Source organism: Methylorubrum thiocyanatum, from assembly GCA_014138645.1.
Classification (GTDB): Bacteria; Pseudomonadota; Alphaproteobacteria; order Rhizobiales; family Beijerinckiaceae; genus Methylobacterium; species Methylobacterium thiocyanatum.
Genome location: JACJIB010000001.1, coordinates 143,064 through 158,817 on the forward strand (window position 1 = coordinate 143,064; position 15,754 = coordinate 158,817).

Here is a 15,754-nt window from a genome sequence, read left to right on the forward strand (position 1 = left end):
ATCCGGGAAAGGCGCGGCCGCCCTTGAAGTCCCGGCAGCGCCGCCGCAAGGAGGGCCCATGACCGACCAGTCCGACACCGCTCACAGCCCGACCCTCGACGACAAGCCGCCGGTCGGGGAAGCCGACGTCGCCGCCGGTCTCGCGGAGGTGCACGCGCAGATCCGCCGGGCGGCGGAGGACAACGAACGCGATCCCGGTGGCGTCCACCTCGTCGCCGTCTCGAAGACGGTGCCGGCCGAGGGCATCCTGCCGGCTCTGGCGGCGGGCCAGCGCCTCTTCGGCGAGAACTACGTGCAGGAATCGAAGGCGAAGTGGCCGGCGCTGAAGGCGCGCTTTCCCGATGTCGAACTGCACCTCGTCGGCCCGCTCCAGTCGAACAAGGCGCGCGAGGCGGTCGAATTGTTCGACGTGATCCACTCCCTTGACCGGCTGTCGCTCGCTGCGGCGCTCGCCAAGGAGATCGAGCGGAGCGGCCGGGCGCCCAAGCTGCTGATTCAGGTCAATACCGGCGACGAGGCGCAGAAAGCGGGCGTCGCCCCCGATCAGGTGGACGTACTCCTCTCGGAATGCCGCGAAACGCATGGCCTCGCCATCCATGGCCTGATGTGCATCCCGCCGGCCGAGGATCCGCCCTCCCCCCATTTCGCCCTGCTCGCCCGCATCGCCGAGCGCCACGGCCTGTCCATGCTGTCCATGGGCATGAGCGCCGATTTTCCCGCGGCGATTCAGATGGGCGCCACTCATGTCCGTGTCGGCACGGCGATCTTCGGTCGACGGGCGAAGCGCGGCTGAGCCGGCGCGCGGTCCAGGCGGCGTCAGCGCCCGATCTTCATCCGGGTCCGCGGCCCGAGGCGGCGGAGCAGGCGCAGCAGGTCGGCGGGTTTCAGCGCGACGCAACCCTCCGTCGGGCGGTAGCCGCTGCGGGCGATATGCAGGAAGATCGCCGAGCCCCGCCCCGGCCGGATCGGGCCGCGGTTGTAGTCGAGATCGATCACGAGATCGTAGAGTCCGTCGTCGCGCCAGAGCTGCTCGGCGCTGGCGGCCGTGCTCGGCAGCCGGATCGGCCGGTTGTAGCGACGGTCCTGCGGCGCATCGCACCAGCCGTCGTCGGGTCGCGTCGCCCGCAGGGGCAGCGCACTCACCGGGCGGACGGGAAAGCGGTCGGGGCGATAGAAGCCGCCGCGCAGGCGGAAGACGCCCCGCGGCGACGCCCCGTCCCCCTCGCGCTTGCGCGCAGTGATGCCGGCGCGGCCCAGCGCGCAGGAAATGACGGCCCCGCCCGCGATCAGCGTGCCGCGCGTCGGATCACCCGGCAGGGGACGGACCCGCAGCAGGCTGAGGACGCCGGATCGCCCGCCCTGCCCGCTCGCCCCGGCTCCGTTCCGCTTCGCTGTCTGAAGACGCCGCATTGCCGATCTGTCCCAAACCCACCGGTTCCACGCCCAGTCTGACGTCATGTCGCGGCAGAGAAAGGTGGAACATGGCGATAATTCTGCATAAGCGCGCAATCCGGATTTCCCGGCGCGTAAAACGAACTAGGTTTGTCGTCAGGCGGGGCCGTGCGGGTTCCCGTCCGCGGCCAGCCAATGGGCGGTATGCCTATTCGGATCGGCGTGCCGCCATGAAAATGTCTTGGCTGCCTGCCTGTTTCTTGTGCGAAGTCCAGGTGGCCGCAAAGCCTGTCGAGAGCCTCTGCGTCGATGTCCAACCCTTATTGCCTCCTCGTCTGCGACGACGACGACGCCCTGCGTGAGGCATTGACGGAGCAGATCGACGCCTATGACGAGTTCTCCGTCATCGGCGAACCGACGGCGGAGGGCGCCCTGAGCCGCGTCGCGCAGGAGCCGGTCGATCTCGTCGTGATGGACGTCGCCCTCCCCGACATGGACGGGCGCGAGGCGGTGCGGACCCTGCGCCGCAACGGCTACCGCGGCCCGATCATCATGCTGACGGCCCAGGAATCCGACGACGACATGGTCGAGGGCCTGGAGGCGGGCGCCAACGACTATGTGGTCAAGCCGTTCAAGTTCGCCGTGCTGCTCGCCCGCATCCGGGTGCAGCTGCGCCAGCACGAGGCGAGCGAGGACGCGGTGTTCCGCATCGGCCCCTACACCTTCCGCCCCGGTGCCAAGCTGCTGGTGGGCGAGCGCGGCTCCAAGCTGAAGCTCACCGAGAAGGAGACGGCGATCCTGCGCTATCTCTATCGGGCCGGGCGCGAGGTGGTGGGACGCGACACGCTGCTCGCGGAGGTGTGGGGTTACAACGCCCACGTCACCACCCACACCCTGGAGACGCACATCTACCGGCTGCGCCAGAAGATCGAGCCGAACCCCGCGGTGGCCGCGATCCTCGTCACCGAGGGCGGCGGCTACAAGCTGCTGCCCTGATCCGCCTCCCCGGGCGGGTGCTATCCACCTCCGCGCACAGCCCACGGCCGAGCAGCGTATCGCAGCGCTTGCGCATCGGCTAAGCTCGGCCCCTCGATGACAGGGTGGATCGCGGCCGAGGGGCGGACAGGCGTTGGGGCTCGACGACGACATCGCGATCCTCGCCGCGGCGCCGGTGTTCGAGCTGTTCGAGCGCGACGCCCTGCGCCTGCTCAGCTTCGCCGGTGACCGCCGACTCCTGGGGGAGGGCGAGCTGCTGTTCGCCCGCGGAGAGCCCTCCGACGGCGGCTATGTCGTGATGTCCGGCACCATCGAACTCATTCCGTTCCGGGCCGATAGCGCGGCCGATGCGGCGCCGGTCACGGTCTCCCGCTCCGGCGTGATCGGGCGCAACGCCCTGTTCCGGTCGGTCGCCCGGCCGGCCGATGCCCGGGCGCGGGAGGCCTCGGAGGTGATGCGCGTGACCCCGTCCGTGATGAGCCGCGTCCTGCGCGAGTTCCCCGATGCGGCGGCGGCGATCCACGGCGGCATGAGCGAGGAACTCCTCGACCTCGTGCGCGGCCTGTCCGGTGTGCGCGAGCGGCTTGTGGGCCTCGCGCCACGCAAACGGTGACAGGACCGGACGGCTTTTGTAAGCACGACCCTCTCAATCGCCTGCGCCCGAACAGTCCGGAAAACTCGATGTCATACGCCAATCTCGAACAGACCATCGAAGCCGCCTGGGAAGAGCGCGCCGGGATCTCGACCGCGACCACCGGCGCCGTGCGCGAGGCGGTGGACGAGGCGCTGAACCTGCTCGATTCCGGCAAGGCTCGCGTCGCCGAGAAGGCGGGAGACGCCTGGCAGGTCAACCAGTGGCTCAAGAAGGCGGTGCTGCTCTCCTTCCGCCTCAACGACATGGTGCCGATCGAGGGCGGGCCCGGCTCCTCCGCGTGGTGGGACAAGGTGCCCTCGAAGTTCTCCGGCTGGGGCGAGACCGAGTTCCGCGCCGCGGGCTTCCGCGCCGTGCCGGGCTGCTTCGTGCGCCGCGGCTCCTACATCGCGCCCGGCGCGGTGCTGATGCCGAGCTTCATCAATCTCGGCGCCCATGTCGGCGAGGGCACCATGGTCGACACCTGGGTGACGATCGGCTCCTGCGCCCAGGTCGGGAAGAACTGCCACATCTCCGGCGGGGCGGGCATCGCCGGCGTGCTGGAGCCGCTCCAGGCCAACCCGGTCATCATCGAGGACAACTGCTTCATCGGCGCCCGCGCCGAGGTCGCCGAGGGCGTGATCGTCGGCGAGGGCTCGGTCCTGTCGATGGGCGTCTATATCGGCGCCTCGACTCGCATCATCGACCGCACCACGGGCGAGACCTTCTACGGCCGCGTGCCGCCCTACTCCGTGGTCGTCTCCGGCACGACCCCCGGTAAGCCGCTGCCCGACGGCACCCCCGGCCCCGGCCTCTACTGCGCCGTGATCGTCAAGCGCGTCGATGCCGGCACCCGCGCCAAGACCGGCATCAACGAGCTGCTGCGGACCTGATTCTCTCCTGCGAAGCCGCTTGAACACGGTGCCCACCGCGTGCATCCATCGCATGGATGCACGCGGTCATCGAAACGCCGACTTATCTGAGCGATGCATAGTCGGCCGGTGTCACCGACGAGGAGCGAGCCGCGATCGTACTTGCCATCGCATCAATCCTGCGGCCGGAGATGTGATCCCTGGAACCGGCGGCCTTCGCAAAGTCAGGATCGCCGGCAAGGGCAGGGGCAAGTCCGGCGGTTATCGCATTATCAGCTACTATGCAGCGGCCGACGTGCCGGTGTTCCTCCTCGCCCTTGTTTCAAAGGGGCAACGCGCGGATATCAGTCAGGCCGAGCGGAACGTTCTTCGTGCCGTCGTCGGGACCCTCGCGGAGGCGTATCGACAAGGCGTGGCCAGCAGGATTCGCGCGGGCGGCTCCTCGTCACGGGAATGAAGAGACATCTCAGGTCGGGAGACAAGGCCATGACGGATTTCGGTCAGCGTCTGATCCAGGCCGCCCACGAAGCTGTCGCCATCGCACGAGGCGAGGCGGAGCCTAACAGTTACGTCGTGCATCGTCCGCTCGCAATCGACGTGCGGTTGATCCGCGAATCGCTCGGCCTGACTCAAGATGCCTTCGCTGCCCGCTACCGTGTTCCGGTCGAAATCGTGCGTGACCTGGAGCAGGGCAGGGCGCAGCTCGATCCCGCGATGCAGGCTTATCTCACAGTCATCAGCCGCGAACCTGAAGTCGTGCGGCGAGCCCTGGAAACCGCGTGAGGCCCAGAGTGGACGTATCGCACGATCAGGCCAAGATCCTCGACCTCACCGTCGCGGGCCACCGGGTGGCGACGCCCTGCGCCGAGATCGGGGAGGGCGCGCCGGCCCTGCTCCTGCCCGCCCTCTCCTCGATCTCGGCCCGCGAGGAGATGCTGCCCCTCGCCCGTGAACTCGGGCAGACGTATCGCTGCCTCGTGCCCGACTGGCCGGGCTTCGGCGCCCATCCGCGGGCGCGGCTGCCGCTGAACCCGGCCAACCTGCACGCCTTCCTCGACGCGCTGCTGGCGGCCGCCCCCGGCCCCTACGCCCTGGGCGTCGCCGCCGGCCACGCCGCCCCCTACCTCGTCGCGGCGGCGCAGCGTCATCCCGGCGCCTTCGCGCGGCTGGTGCTCGTGGCGCCGACCTGGCGCGGGCCGCTGCCGACGGCGATGGGGCCGGAGCGCGCGGCGTGGTTCGGCCGGATCCGCCGGGCGGTGGAAATGCCGCTCCTCGGCGAGGCGCTCTACCGGATCAACATCAGCCCGCCGATCATCGGGCGGATGATGCGCGCCCACGTCTATGCCGAGCCGGCGCATGTCACGCCCGCCGTCATCGCCGCCAAGCACCGGATCACCCGTCAGAGCCGCGGCCGGTTCGGCACGGCGGCCTTCGTGACCGGCGGGCTCGATCCGGCCGCGTCCCGCGCCGACTTCCTCGCCCTGTTCGACGACCGCCTTCCGCCGGTGCAGGTGTTGCGCCCCGAAGGAGCGCCGCGCCGCTCGGGCGCCGAGATGGATGCGCTGATCGGCACGGGCCGGGTCGCCTCCGCCCCCGTGCCCGGTGCGTTGAGCGCCCACGAGGAGTTTCCCCGCGACATCGCCGCCGCGATCCGGGCGGCCTGACCCGGCCTCGAATGGACGAGGGCTGACAGGGGAGGGGACTGTGACGCGTCTGTCGCACGTCCCTTCTAGACAGACCCGGAGCATCGGTTCGAGACTGATGCCCGGCCTCCGCTCCGTTGCTCCGATCCTTCCCTCCGGCTCTCGAAAGCTGCTCGTCCGATGCTCCGCCCGACCCGTGCGCCGGTGCGCCTCGCCGCCCTGCTGACACTGATCCTCGCTGCCGGGCCGCTCCCGATCCTGCCCCTCCGCGCCGAGCCGGTCGGGCCGTCCGGCCCGGCGGCGCCCGGTCCGGCCTCCGCCCCATCCCTGGAGAAGGACAAGCTCGCGGCCGCCGCCCCGAAGGGCTATCTGAGCGAGGAGGCGACACCGAATCTCGTGGCGATCCTGCCGCCGCCGCCCGCGGGCCACTCGGCGGCGGAGGCCGCGGACCGGGCGGTCTACAACGCGACCCGCGCCTTCGAGGGCAGCCCGCGCTGGGCGCTCGCCACCAACGACGTCGCCGATGGGGGCGCCGCGCTTCTGGAGGACTATGCCTGCGTCCTCGGGCAGCGCATCGACCAGACGCGCGTGCCCGATCTGATGCGGCTCCTCGACCGCGCCCGCATCGACATCGCCCGCGCCACCCGCACAGCCAAGCGGCGCTACCGCCGCCTGCGCCCCTTCGTCGGCAACGAGGCGCCGATCTGCGTCGCCCGCACCCCCGAACTCGCCGACAGCTTCAGCTATCCCTCCGGCCATGCCAGCCAGGGCTGGGCCTACGGGCTGATCATGGCGAGCCTGATGCCGGAGAAGGCGACGCAGTTCCTCGTGCGCAGCCGGCTCTACGGCGAGAGCCGGGTCGTCTGCGGCGTCCACTGGCTCAGCGACGTCGAGGCCGCGCGGACCGGCGCCTCGGCGCTGATGGCGGTGCTGCTCGCCGAACCCGGCTTCCGCGCCGATCTGGAGCGCGCCCGTGCCGACCTGACGCGCGCGCTGAGCGGGGAGGGGGCGAAGCCCGACCCGACGCTCTGCGCCCGCGAGGAGGCCGCGGCGCGCCAGCCCCTGCTCTGACGACGTCCGTCCGCCTCAGCGCTTCCAGACGCCGAGCCGCTCGGTGCGGGCGTGGTCCTCGGCCGCGACGAGATCCGGCGTGGCTTCGGACGAGGCTCGGCCGCCGCCGTTGAACAGCACCACCTCGGAGAGATCGCGCCCCTCGACGGTGCAGATATGCGCGCTGCTGCCGGGGGCGGGCTGGCAGGTCACGGAGCGCTTGCGCAGATACTTGCTCAGTTCGTCGGCCTGGCCGCCGCGGACCCACTCGACGCCGAACAGGCGCACCACCTTGCCGCCCACCCGCAGCGTCGCCGTGTCGATCACCTCCGGCACGCCGACGATGGCGTTGCCGCCCTTGCGCGGCGGCTCCGGCTCGGGCGGCCGTTCGGTTTCCGCGGGCGGCATGTCCGTGGAGGCGTCGGGCGCCGCTTCCTCGGCCGGAGCGGGGCCCGCGGCCGGCGGTGATTCGGCCGGCGCCGTCTGCGGCGGCGCCTCGGCAATCTGCTGAGCCGGGCGCCCGGTCTCCTCCGCATCGCGTCCGCTCAAGGAGAGCGCGGCGACGAGGGCCGCGCCCGCCACGGCGCCGAGCGCCATCAGCGCGACCGGCCGGCGGCTGCCGGCGGCCAGCACATCCTCCACGCGGTCGCGCAGCCGGGTCGCCGTCTGGCCGGGCTGAAGCCCGCCGGCCACGCGGCGCCACCCCTCACCGACCCGGGCGCGGGCCTCGGCCAGACGCTCCGCCGCATTCGGCGCCGGCTCGGCCGGATCGAGGGAGGCCCCGGCTGCCGCAGGGCGCGGCCGTGCCTTCAGGCGCTCGGCGAGCCGGCTGCGCCAGCCCTCGACGGTCTCGCTCGCGGCGCTGGCCAGGGCGCGGCTGCGCTCGGCCGAGCTGTTCGCCAGGGAGCGGGCCAGCGCCGATTGCGTCTCCACGAAGCGGGCGCCCGCGGCCCGCACATCGGCGATGGTGTCGCGGGTGGGCTCCGGCTCCGGTTCGGGGGCAGGGGGGAGGAACAGCGGCGCGTGCTGCGCGCGAAGCTCCTCGACGAGGTCGTGCAGGGTCAGCGGCACACCGGCCACGCCCTCGCCCCGCAGGCGTACCGCGCCGGTCCGGTCGACGATGCGGTAGCCGGGCACCCCGTCGGCGGGTTCGACGAACCCCTCGGCGATCAGCGCCAGGGTCCGGCGCGCCACCGGCCGGGCCCCGCGCCGGTCGAGTTCCGCCAGGATCAGTGCGCGGATCCGGCGATCGTCCTCGGAGACCGGCGCCTCCGGCGGGGCCGCCGTCTCGTCCTTGCTCCGGCCTGCGGCCTTTGCCGATCCCTTCACGCGCGCGATGCCCTGTTCTCGTTCGTCGCGGACGCGCCCCCGAGGCAGCGTCCGTCCGGTGTGTCTCCGGTGCTTCTACAGCATGGACCGGCCAGAGTATCCGGTCGATGCGGCGGCTGATCCCGTCCGGGTGCGGCTCGTTTCAAGCCCCGTGCTCACGCCCCTGCCCGGCTCAGGACGCGGCTCGCCTCGGACACGATGACCGGGGCTCCATTGGCGAAGCTCACCGTCAGGGTGAGTTCGGCGACGCCCTGCGAGCGCGCGCCGCGGGCCGGGCTCACCGCCGTGAAATCGTGAACGACGCGCACGAGGCAGGTGGCGCTCGCACCGTCGCAGGCGACCCGCGGCTCACCCTGCGGCTCGTAGTGCCGCTCGGGCCAGCGCCGCATGAAGTTCCGCTTCTCGGCCATCAGCGCGCCGATGGACAAGGTCCGGCCGTGGAATCGGACCGAGCCGCCGTAGAAGCGCGGCGCGGCGGCCAGGGCCGCGCCGTTGGGCGCCGACACGCTGTCGAGATAGTCGAGGCTCAGGCGCCGCGCCGTGACGGCCCAGTCGGAAAAGCGCGGATCCGGCTCGGCCCGGCTCATCCGCGCGGGCGGCGGGGCAGGGCGCTCGGCGCGGGCGAGGTTGGCGTCGTTCTCGGCGCGGGCCCGCTCGCGGATGGCGGCCCGGCGGGCGCGGCGCATCTCCGCGGCGCGGCTGCGATCCTGACGCGCGTGCTCCTGACGCGCGTTCTCCTGGCGGGCCTGATCCTGACGGCGTGACTCCCGCCGGGCGGCGGACGACGCGGCCGCGCGATGCGCGCGGGAGGCCGCCTCCGGCTCGGCCTCGAAGCGGGGCGGTGCCTTCGTGGTCGGCTTTGCTCGCTCGCTGCCGCCGGACGCGCCGGATTTGGCCGGTGGATCGACCCAGTTCGATCCCTGCTGGGCCAAGGCGGCCCCGGTCGCGCAGGCCGACGAGAGGAGGAAGGTCAGAAACAGGACGGGGCGCATGACGTGACCGATCGGGCGAGCAGGCCTGAAGGTGCCTCGCGAAAAACCCCGGTGACCGTCGCTCTCACCGCGGACGGGTGACGGCAGCGGGCGTTCCGCGGGAGGCGGTCCGGTGGGACGGAACGCGTGACGGCACCGCTACGGTTCCACGCTTTTCGGCCACCGGCCCCGTCCCCTACACCGAACCGGGCACCCGCGCGACCGGCGCCCGGCGGGAACGCCCGTTACCCCCGTTGTCCCGCCTGCCGTTCCCCCGTCATCCCCGGCGATCAGGCAACGGCAGGAGGCGCCCTCACGAGGCGTTCACCTGCGGTGCCCTTGCCATTGGGCGGGAAGTGCCCACCTTGAGCGTGACGGTCCCGGCTCGTCCTGCCCGCCCGCCGCGGCAGGCCGGGCCATTCCAGCCGAGCCCGGTCCAGCCGCGGCTCGGGGGGCCGCCGAAGACGGGTCCGGGCCCCTCTGACGGTCGAGGCGTCGACCGTGATGTCGGACTCCCATCACCGCTGGCGCGAACGCGGCGCGGAAGCGTGAGGGTCATCGTTTGCCGGCCATGCTGGTTTCCCTGTTCCGTCCCGAGAAGAACGGAGCGGCGGCTTGAGCGCGACCCCCAAGACGGCGCGTCGGGCCCTCCTCCTCGTGAACGGAAAGGCGCGCAGCGGATCCGCGCCGCTCGACGCGATCCGCACGATCCTGCGCGACGGGGGCCTCGAGCTGATCGAGCCCGAGAACAGCAAGGATTGCACCGAGGTGATCGGGCGCCATGCCGGATCGGTGGATCTCGTCGTCCTCGGCGGCGGCGACGGCACCATGAACGCGGCGGCCTCGGCCCTGGTCGAGACGGGTTTGCCCTTCGGAATCCTGCCGCTCGGCACCGCCAACGACCTCGCCCGCTCGCTGGGCCTTCCCCTCGAGCCGGAGGCCGCCGCGCAGCTGATCCCCACGGCGCCGGAAAAGGCGATCGATCTCGGCTGGGTCAACGGACACTACTATTTCAATGTGGCGAGTGTCGGCTTCTCCGCGGACCTCGCCAGCGAGCTGACGGCGGAGGCGAAGAAGTCCTGGGGGACGGTCGGCTACGCCATCGCCGCGATCCGCCTGCTGCGCCGCGCCCGTCCCTTCACCGTCACGATCGAGCATGACGGCAAGGTCGAGAAGGTGACGACGATCCAGGCCTCCGTCGGCAACGGGCGCCATTACGGCGGCGGCATGACCGTGCAGGAGGACGCCACCGTCGATGACGGGCGGCTCGATTTCTACAGCCTGGAGGTCGCCCATTGGTGGCGGCTGATCGCGCTGTTGCCGGCCTTGCGCCGCGGCACCCACGGCAAGGCGGCGGATGTGCGCGCCTTCGAGACCACCGAGCTGGTGCTGACGACCCGCAAGCCGCGGGCGGTCAACACCGACGGCGAGTTGACCACCTGGACACCGGCCCATTTCAAGGTGGTGCCGAAGGCGGTGCGCGTGCTGGCGCCGCCGGATGCCGCCCCCGGCGGCAGGAGCCGCTTCCCTCTCCCCTTCTGATCGACGGATTGCCCCGTGGACAGCCTGTTTCAGCTCGCCGCCGATCCCACCGCCTGGGCCGCCCTCGCCACCCTCGTGGTGATGGAGGTCGTCCTCGGCATCGACAACCTGATCTTCATCTCGATCCTCACCAACAAGCTGCCGCCGGAGCATCAGAGCCGGGCCCGGCGGATCGGCATCGGGCTGGCGCTGATCCTGCGGCTGGCGCTGCTCGGTACCGTGGCCTGGATCGTCCACCTGACCGAGCCGGTCTTCGAGGTGTTCGGCAAAGGCTTCTCCTGGCGCGACCTCATCCTGATCGCGGGCGGCCTGTTCCTCCTGTGGAAGGCGACCAAGGAGATCCACCACAGCGTCGATCCGAGCCCGGAGGAGAAGCCGGTCGGCCGGGCGGCGATCGGCTTCGGTGCCGCCATCGGCCAGATCCTGATCCTCGACCTCGTCTTCTCGATCGATTCGATCATCACCGCCGTCGGCATGACCGAGCACGTGCCGATCATGGTGATCGCCGTCGTCACCGCCGTGACCGTGATGCTGATCGCCGCCGACCCGCTCTCGCGCTTCATCGCCGCCAACCCCACCGTGGTGATGCTGGCGCTCGGCTTCCTCATCATGATCGGCATGACGCTGCTGGCCGAGGGGTTCGGGGCGCATGTGCCGAAGGGCTACATCTACACCGCCATGGCCTTCTCGGCCGGCGTCGAGGGCCTCAACATGCTGGCCCGGCGCCGCAGGCGGGCACGGTCGTCGACGGCGATGAACTGAAGCGCGGCAGTTTTCCCGTGAAAACCATCTCGGCGCGGGGAGGGCGGTCTGTCGTCCGCGCGGTGCCAGGATCCGCGGCGGAGGGACCGTGCGGGACCGGCTGCGTCGATCCGAGCGAATGAGCCAACGGACGGGAAAGCATCGCGGCAGAAGGTCGGCGGCTCCCGCCGGCGCAGTAATGGTCTGTTGACGCCGAAGCGGTCGCATGGGTCGATTGACCTGAGTTCAGGCGACCCTTTCATGCGCTTCCTTCTCGCGCCGGCCGTGCTCGCCGCCGCGTGTGGCTCCGCCCTTGCCGCCGCACCCTCGCCGTTCCGTGCGGCGCTCGCGGCGGCCGGCGGCTGCGGCGCGCACCGTGCCCTCGCGGAGGAACGGCTCGGCCAGTTCGGCGCCGTCGCAATACCGGCTGTGCCGCAGGGCGGAGGCGACTTGTTCGGCAAGCCGGCCGGGGCGTGGACCGAGGGCGAGATCCAGGACGCCCTCGCCACCTTCGCCGCCTGTGAGATCCGCTCGGGACCAGCGGGCACCGGGCGGAGCGAGCGCCTCGCCCATGATCTGCGCGGCCTGGACGCGGCACTGCGCCGAGCCATCGTCGTCGGGCTTGCCCGCGCGCCCCTCGAGGCGGGCGAGGAGCGGGCGCCGCACGGATCCGGTCGTGGCGACGCCCCGTCCGGGCCCTCTCGGCTGCGCCAGGGCCAAGCCTTCACCCCTGCCCTGCGGAGCGGCGGCACCCCGATCGGACCGCGACCCGTCCCGGCACCCTTTGGCGAGCCGCAGACGGACCCGTCGCACCCGGTCCCCGCGATGCCGGCCGCATTCCCCGGGGCGTGGGATGACGCGCCGCCCGGCCGAACCTTCCCTGCACGGCCGGCGGCCGCCGAGCCGGCACCGGCCGTACCGCCCCATCCGGCGGTCGCCGCCCACCGGCCGCAGACGGAGCGGACGCAGTGCCCCATGAGCCTCGGCACCTTCGAGCTGCTCCAGGCCGAGATGCGTCTTCCCGAGGTCGAAGGCCTGCTCGGCTGCCGCGGCGCCATCGACGCCACCGCGACGATCCCCGGGCTCGGCACGTTCGAGACCTATCTCTGGACGGACCGCGACAGCGGCGCCACGATCACGCTGGTCTTCCAGAACAAGCGCCTGCGCTCCAAGGCGCAGCGCGGTCTCGGCGCGGAAGCCGGGCGCAGCGGCTGAGCGCGGGATCGCTCCTCCGACATTCAACCCCGTCCTGAGGTGACGCGGAGCGGCCCCGAAGACGGCCGCCGCTTGCGGCAGGTCACGACGAGGAGGGTGCCTCGGAGAGGCGGCCCTCGCCGCTCTGCCGGAGCAGGGGGCAGATGCCCTCACATTTCGAGAAGCCCGGCAGGCCGTGCCGCAGGCAGCAGAGCCGGCGGCGCGGCGCCTCCAGGCCCGCCAGCGCGTCGGCGCGCATCAGGGTGAGCGCCGCGCAGGCTTCCCGCGGCCAGCGCAGGGATTGCAGCGCCTCGGTCGCCTCGGCGGCCCGCTCCGGGCTCTCCCGCGCGATCGTCCTGAGCGTCCAGAACAGGTGGCCGCCGGCATTCTCCCACAGCAGCCGGCTCGAGAGGCCTGTCTCCGCCCGCAAGCCCTGGATGACGGGCGCGAGGCTCTCCGCGACAAGCCGGTCGACCTGCGCCGGAAGAGGGGTGGGGAACGCCAGTTCCGGCGCGAGATGGACCGCCACCGGCAATCCGGTCTCCGGCGCGAGACGAACCGCATCGGGGGTGAGACCTACGCCGAGCCGTGCGCCCGCCGCCAGCGTCGGCGCGATCAGCGCGGCGAAAAGGTAGGCGCTCCACAGCGAGGCCACCGCCTTGCGCTCGCCCCCGGACTGGACGTCCGCGAAGCGGGCGACCCCTTCGGCGAGCGTGCCGCTGCGTGCAAGTTCCGAGAGCGCACAGGCCCGAGGGTCGGGATCACGGCATAGCCGGCCGGCGAAGGGCGCGAAGGCTCCGGTCAGGACGCCGTCGAGGGATGTCTGGACGATGAGGGTCAGGGCGGAATCCGCCTCACCAGCGGTAGATCAGGCTCGCGAAGAACTGCCGGGGCTGGCCGCGGTAGCAGGCGCCCGCTTGGCAGTTGAAATAGCGGCGGTCGAACGCGTTGTTCACGTTGACCTGAAGTCGCATGCCCTTCAGCCGCGGATCGGCCTTGACGAAATCGTAGGCCGCGACCGCATCGAACAGGGTGACGGTGGAGTTGCGGAAGCTGCCCGGAACCTCGTTGGCCGGGCTGGTGCCGGCGTAGCGGATGCCGCCGCCGAGACTCAGGCCGAACAGGTCGGTGTCGGGCTGGAAGGCGTAGTTGGCGAACGCCGTGACCGTGTTGGCGGGAATGCCCGAGAGCGGGATGCTGACCGTCTCCGGCGCACCGGGATTGCGGGTCGTGCGGATGTCGACGTGGCTGTAGGAGGCGAGCACGTTGATGCCGGGACCGAGATTGGCGGTCAGCTCCAGCTCGGCGCCCTTCGAGCGCACTTCGCCGATGGCGGCCTGGAACAGGATCGGGTTGACCGGATCGGGCCTCAGCACGTTCGACTGGGTGATGTCGAACACCGCCATGTTGAGGAAGACGTTGCGGCCGGGCATCTGGGTCTTGATACCGGCCTCGAACTGCTCGCCGGTGGTCGGCTGGAAGGCGGCGCCGTTCCGGTCGAAGCCGAGCTGCGGCGCGAAGGTCGTGGCGAAGCTCGCATAGGGGACGATGAAGTCGGTCAGCAGGTAGTTGGCGCCGACCCGGTACGAGAAGGCGCGGTCGTGGGCGATCGTCGGACCGGCGGCCGCGGGTGCGCTGTAGCTCTCGGCAAGCTGCGAGACCTGATCGTGTCGCCCGGTCAGGGTGAGGATCAGCGATCCGATCCGCGCCTGATCCTGCACATAGGTGCCGAGCTGCTCGATGCGCTGGCGCGAGGCGCCCGTGAGCGCCGGGGTCGGGATGAACTGCGCGCCGTAATTCGGACGGATCAGGCCGCCGATCTGAAGATCGGGCACGACGAGGAAGCCGCGCCGGTCGGTGTAGCGGGAATTGGTGTAGTCGATGCCCCCGATCAGGGTGTGCGCCACGGGGCCCGTCGTGAAGCGGGTCTCGAGCTGGTTGTCGAGCGAGAGCGTGTCGAGGGCGTTGGTGATGCGGCCGTTCGAGCGGCCGGCGGTCTGGAGATCGGGGCTGATCGTGTCGATCTGCGTGTATCTCAGGTCGCCGAAGACGTTGTAAGTGCGAAAATTCTGCCGGAACACGACGTCCGGGCCGAAGCGGTGCTCGAAGGCGTAACCGATGCGGTACTGCCGCGTAGTGTAATCCTGGAAGGCGGGATCGCCCGAGAACAGGTTCGTCTTCTGGAAGCGCGGATCGGCGAAGTTCGAGTAGAACGAGGCGTTGCCCGGCACCGTGTTGTCGAGATACTCGGCCAGCACCGTCAGGCTGGTCTCGGCATCGGGCCGCCACGTGATTGCGGGGGCGATGACGTTGCGGTCCTCCCGGCCCCCCGGCAAAAAGCTGTCGCTCTGCCGGAACAGGCCGGTGAGGCGGTAGGAGAGCTGTCCGTCGCTCTGCTCGATCGGGCCGCCGAGATCGAAGGCGCCTTGATAGCGGTCGTACTTGCCGCGTTGCAGCCAGATCTCGCCGAAAGGCACGGAAGTCGGGCGCTTCGAGGTGACATCGACGATGCCGCCGGGCGCGCCGAGGCCGTAGAGGCCCGCCGCCGGCCCGCGCAGGATCGTCAGGGCGTCGAGGCCGTAGGGCTCGACGCGGGGGATCGCGAAGGGCGCGGAGGGCTGGCGCAGACCGTCGCGGTAGATGCCGACATTCGTGACCTCGAAGCCGCGGATATAGAACGCGTCGAAGCGCGGGTCGAAGCCGAACACGTTGGAGGAGACGCCCGGCGTGTAGGCGATCGCCTCGTTCAGCGTCTGGACGTTGCGGTCGTTGAGCTGCTCGCGGGTGACGACGGAGACCGAGGCCGGCGTCTCGATGATCGGCGTGTTGGTCTTGGTCGCCGCCGCGCTGCCGCGGGCGGTGTAGCCGACGACGCCCGTTGGGCCGCCGCCGCCGCCGCTCGTGGCCGAGCCGACGCCGGCGGCGCCGGCCGGGCCGGACGGCGCGGCGACCGGGGTCGCGGACGGTCCGTCGCTTGCCGGCCCCGGAGCCGGCTGCCGGGCGCGGGAGGCCTCCACCGAGATCGTATCGAGCGTCGCGCTCGCCTGCTGGGCCAGGGCGGGGGCCGATCCGATCAAGAGGAAGGCGGCGAGAGGGGGAGTAACACGAGCGTATCGGGACGCGGGCATGGCGGACCCTTGAGGCAGACCACAGCCATGAATGTCGCCCCGAGCCGGATCGACAAGGGAAATCAAAGTAAAATCAGGTACTTGTAGTTATTATAAAGTGAGGCGCCGTGTGGATTGCGCTGTGTCGGCAGGCGCTTGCGGATGACGAGCCGTCGAATGCGCGACCGATGTTGCCGCCAAGTGTGACTGCCCGGCAACGGCATGCGGTCGTCGGCGCGGCCCGGGTTCGACGATGTCATCCGCCGCGCCCGGACCGGTTCCCGAG

The 15,754-nt window shown here is 71.2% G+C and carries 16 protein-coding genes; 11 read left to right on the plus strand and 5 right to left on the minus strand.

Annotated features, from left to right (window positions below; translation table 11 throughout):
- Nucleotides 1-58 precede the first annotated feature (58 nt).
- Entirely contained in the window at nt 59-793 is a 735-nt protein-coding gene (locus HNR51_RS00665) for a YggS family pyridoxal phosphate-dependent enzyme (RefSeq protein WP_182553685.1), read from the plus strand.
- Between the two features lie 23 nt (nt 794-816).
- Here HNR51_RS00665 and HNR51_RS00670 read toward each other — a convergent pair whose 3' ends face one another.
- Nucleotides 817-1,410 (minus strand): L,D-transpeptidase family protein, encoded by a 594-nt coding sequence (locus tag HNR51_RS00670; RefSeq protein ID WP_182553686.1) that lies wholly within the window; start codon nt 1,408-1,410, stop codon nt 817-819.
- Nucleotides 1,411-1,701: 291 nt separating this feature from the next.
- On the opposite strand from HNR51_RS00670, the gene HNR51_RS00675 reads away from it, so the two are divergent.
- The 7 genes from HNR51_RS00675 to HNR51_RS00705 all read left to right on the plus strand — a co-directional run bounded on the left by HNR51_RS00675 (nt 1,702) and on the right by HNR51_RS00705 (nt 6,605).
- Nucleotides 1,702-2,388, plus strand: coding sequence for a response regulator transcription factor (locus HNR51_RS00675; protein ID WP_012453574.1), 687 nt, complete (start codon nt 1,702-1,704; stop codon nt 2,386-2,388).
- 133 nt (nt 2,389-2,521) lie between these two features.
- Complete coding sequence (locus tag HNR51_RS00680; RefSeq protein ID WP_012453575.1) at nt 2,522-3,001, plus strand: Crp/Fnr family transcriptional regulator; 480 nt, start codon at nt 2,522-2,524, stop codon at nt 2,999-3,001.
- A 68-nt stretch (nt 3,002-3,069) separates the two neighbouring features.
- The gene (gene dapD / locus HNR51_RS00685; protein WP_012453576.1) at nt 3,070-3,912 is read left to right on the plus strand and encodes a 2,3,4,5-tetrahydropyridine-2,6-dicarboxylate N-succinyltransferase; all 843 of its coding nucleotides are present in this window, start codon (nt 3,070-3,072) and stop codon (nt 3,910-3,912) included.
- 172 nt (nt 3,913-4,084) lie between these two features.
- Nucleotides 4,085-4,348 carry a type II toxin-antitoxin system RelE/ParE family toxin gene (locus tag HNR51_RS00690; protein ID WP_239681650.1) on the plus strand — a complete coding sequence of 88 codons (264 nt, stop codon included), beginning with the start codon at nt 4,085-4,087 and terminating at the stop codon, nt 4,346-4,348.
- Between the two features lie 29 nt (nt 4,349-4,377).
- Complete coding sequence (locus HNR51_RS00695; protein WP_141951051.1) at nt 4,378-4,674, plus strand: helix-turn-helix domain-containing protein; 297 nt, start codon at nt 4,378-4,380, stop codon at nt 4,672-4,674.
- Nucleotides 4,675-4,682: 8 nt separating this feature from the next.
- Nucleotides 4,683-5,555, plus strand: coding sequence for an alpha/beta fold hydrolase (locus HNR51_RS00700; RefSeq protein WP_239681649.1), 873 nt, complete (start codon nt 4,683-4,685; stop codon nt 5,553-5,555).
- Nucleotides 5,556-5,714: 159 nt separating this feature from the next.
- On the plus strand, nt 5,715-6,605 hold the full coding sequence (locus HNR51_RS00705; RefSeq protein WP_182553688.1) for an acid phosphatase: 891 nt from the start codon (nt 5,715-5,717) through the stop codon (nt 6,603-6,605).
- Nucleotides 6,606-6,620: 15 nt separating this feature from the next.
- Here HNR51_RS00705 and HNR51_RS00710 read toward each other — a convergent pair whose 3' ends face one another.
- On the minus strand, nt 6,621-7,913 hold the full coding sequence (locus tag HNR51_RS00710) for a thermonuclease family protein (protein WP_182553689.1): 1,293 nt from the start codon (nt 7,911-7,913) through the stop codon (nt 6,621-6,623).
- Between the two features lie 155 nt (nt 7,914-8,068).
- Nucleotides 8,069-8,905, minus strand: coding sequence for a hypothetical protein (locus HNR51_RS00715; RefSeq protein WP_182553690.1), 837 nt, complete (start codon nt 8,903-8,905; stop codon nt 8,069-8,071).
- Between the two features lie 594 nt (nt 8,906-9,499).
- On the opposite strand from HNR51_RS00715, the gene HNR51_RS00720 reads away from it, so the two are divergent.
- From HNR51_RS00720 to HNR51_RS00730, 3 genes are all read left to right on the plus strand, one after another.
- The gene (locus HNR51_RS00720; RefSeq protein WP_182553691.1) at nt 9,500-10,426 is read left to right on the plus strand and encodes a lipid kinase; all 927 of its coding nucleotides are present in this window, start codon (nt 9,500-9,502) and stop codon (nt 10,424-10,426) included.
- A 15-nt stretch (nt 10,427-10,441) separates the two neighbouring features.
- Complete coding sequence (locus tag HNR51_RS00725; protein WP_182553692.1) at nt 10,442-11,188, plus strand: TerC family protein; 747 nt, start codon at nt 10,442-10,444, stop codon at nt 11,186-11,188.
- 240 nt (nt 11,189-11,428) lie between these two features.
- Nucleotides 11,429-12,382, plus strand: coding sequence for a hypothetical protein (locus HNR51_RS00730; protein ID WP_182553693.1), 954 nt, complete (start codon nt 11,429-11,431; stop codon nt 12,380-12,382).
- Between the two features lie 82 nt (nt 12,383-12,464).
- Here HNR51_RS00730 and fhuF read toward each other — a convergent pair whose 3' ends face one another.
- Nucleotides 12,465-13,016 (minus strand): siderophore-iron reductase FhuF, encoded by a 552-nt coding sequence (gene fhuF, locus HNR51_RS00735; RefSeq protein WP_182553694.1) that lies wholly within the window; start codon nt 13,014-13,016, stop codon nt 12,465-12,467.
- A gap of 199 nt (nt 13,017-13,215) precedes the next feature.
- Nucleotides 13,216-15,438: a TonB-dependent siderophore receptor gene (locus HNR51_RS00740; protein WP_239681648.1), complete on the minus strand. Its 2,223-nt coding sequence runs from the start codon at nt 15,436-15,438 to the stop codon at nt 13,216-13,218.
- Nucleotides 15,439-15,754 lie beyond the last annotated feature (316 nt).

What these genes read in the sequence shown, in the direction of transcription:
- HNR51_RS00675 (WP_012453574.1), top strand. Translation starts at nt 1,702, where the DNA reads ATGTCCAACCCTTATTGCCTCCTCGTCTGCGACGACGACGACGCCCTG.
- HNR51_RS00695 (WP_141951051.1), top strand. Translation starts at nt 4,378, where the DNA reads ATGACGGATTTCGGTCAGCGTCTGATCCAGGCCGCCCACGAAGCTGTC.
- HNR51_RS00665 (WP_182553685.1), top strand. Translation starts at nt 59, where the DNA reads ATGACCGACCAGTCCGACACCGCTCACAGCCCGACCCTCGACGACAAG.
- HNR51_RS00730 (WP_182553693.1), top strand. Translation starts at nt 11,429, where the DNA reads ATGCGCTTCCTTCTCGCGCCGGCCGTGCTCGCCGCCGCGTGTGGCTCC.
- dapD (WP_012453576.1), top strand. Translation starts at nt 3,070, where the DNA reads ATGTCATACGCCAATCTCGAACAGACCATCGAAGCCGCCTGGGAAGAG.
- HNR51_RS00705 (WP_182553688.1), top strand. Translation starts at nt 5,715, where the DNA reads ATGCTCCGCCCGACCCGTGCGCCGGTGCGCCTCGCCGCCCTGCTGACA.
- HNR51_RS00715 (WP_182553690.1), bottom strand. Translation starts at nt 8,905, where the DNA reads ATGCGCCCCGTCCTGTTTCTGACCTTCCTCCTCTCGTCGGCCTGCGCG.
- HNR51_RS00670 (WP_182553686.1), bottom strand. Translation starts at nt 1,410, where the DNA reads ATGCGGCGTCTTCAGACAGCGAAGCGGAACGGAGCCGGGGCGAGCGGG.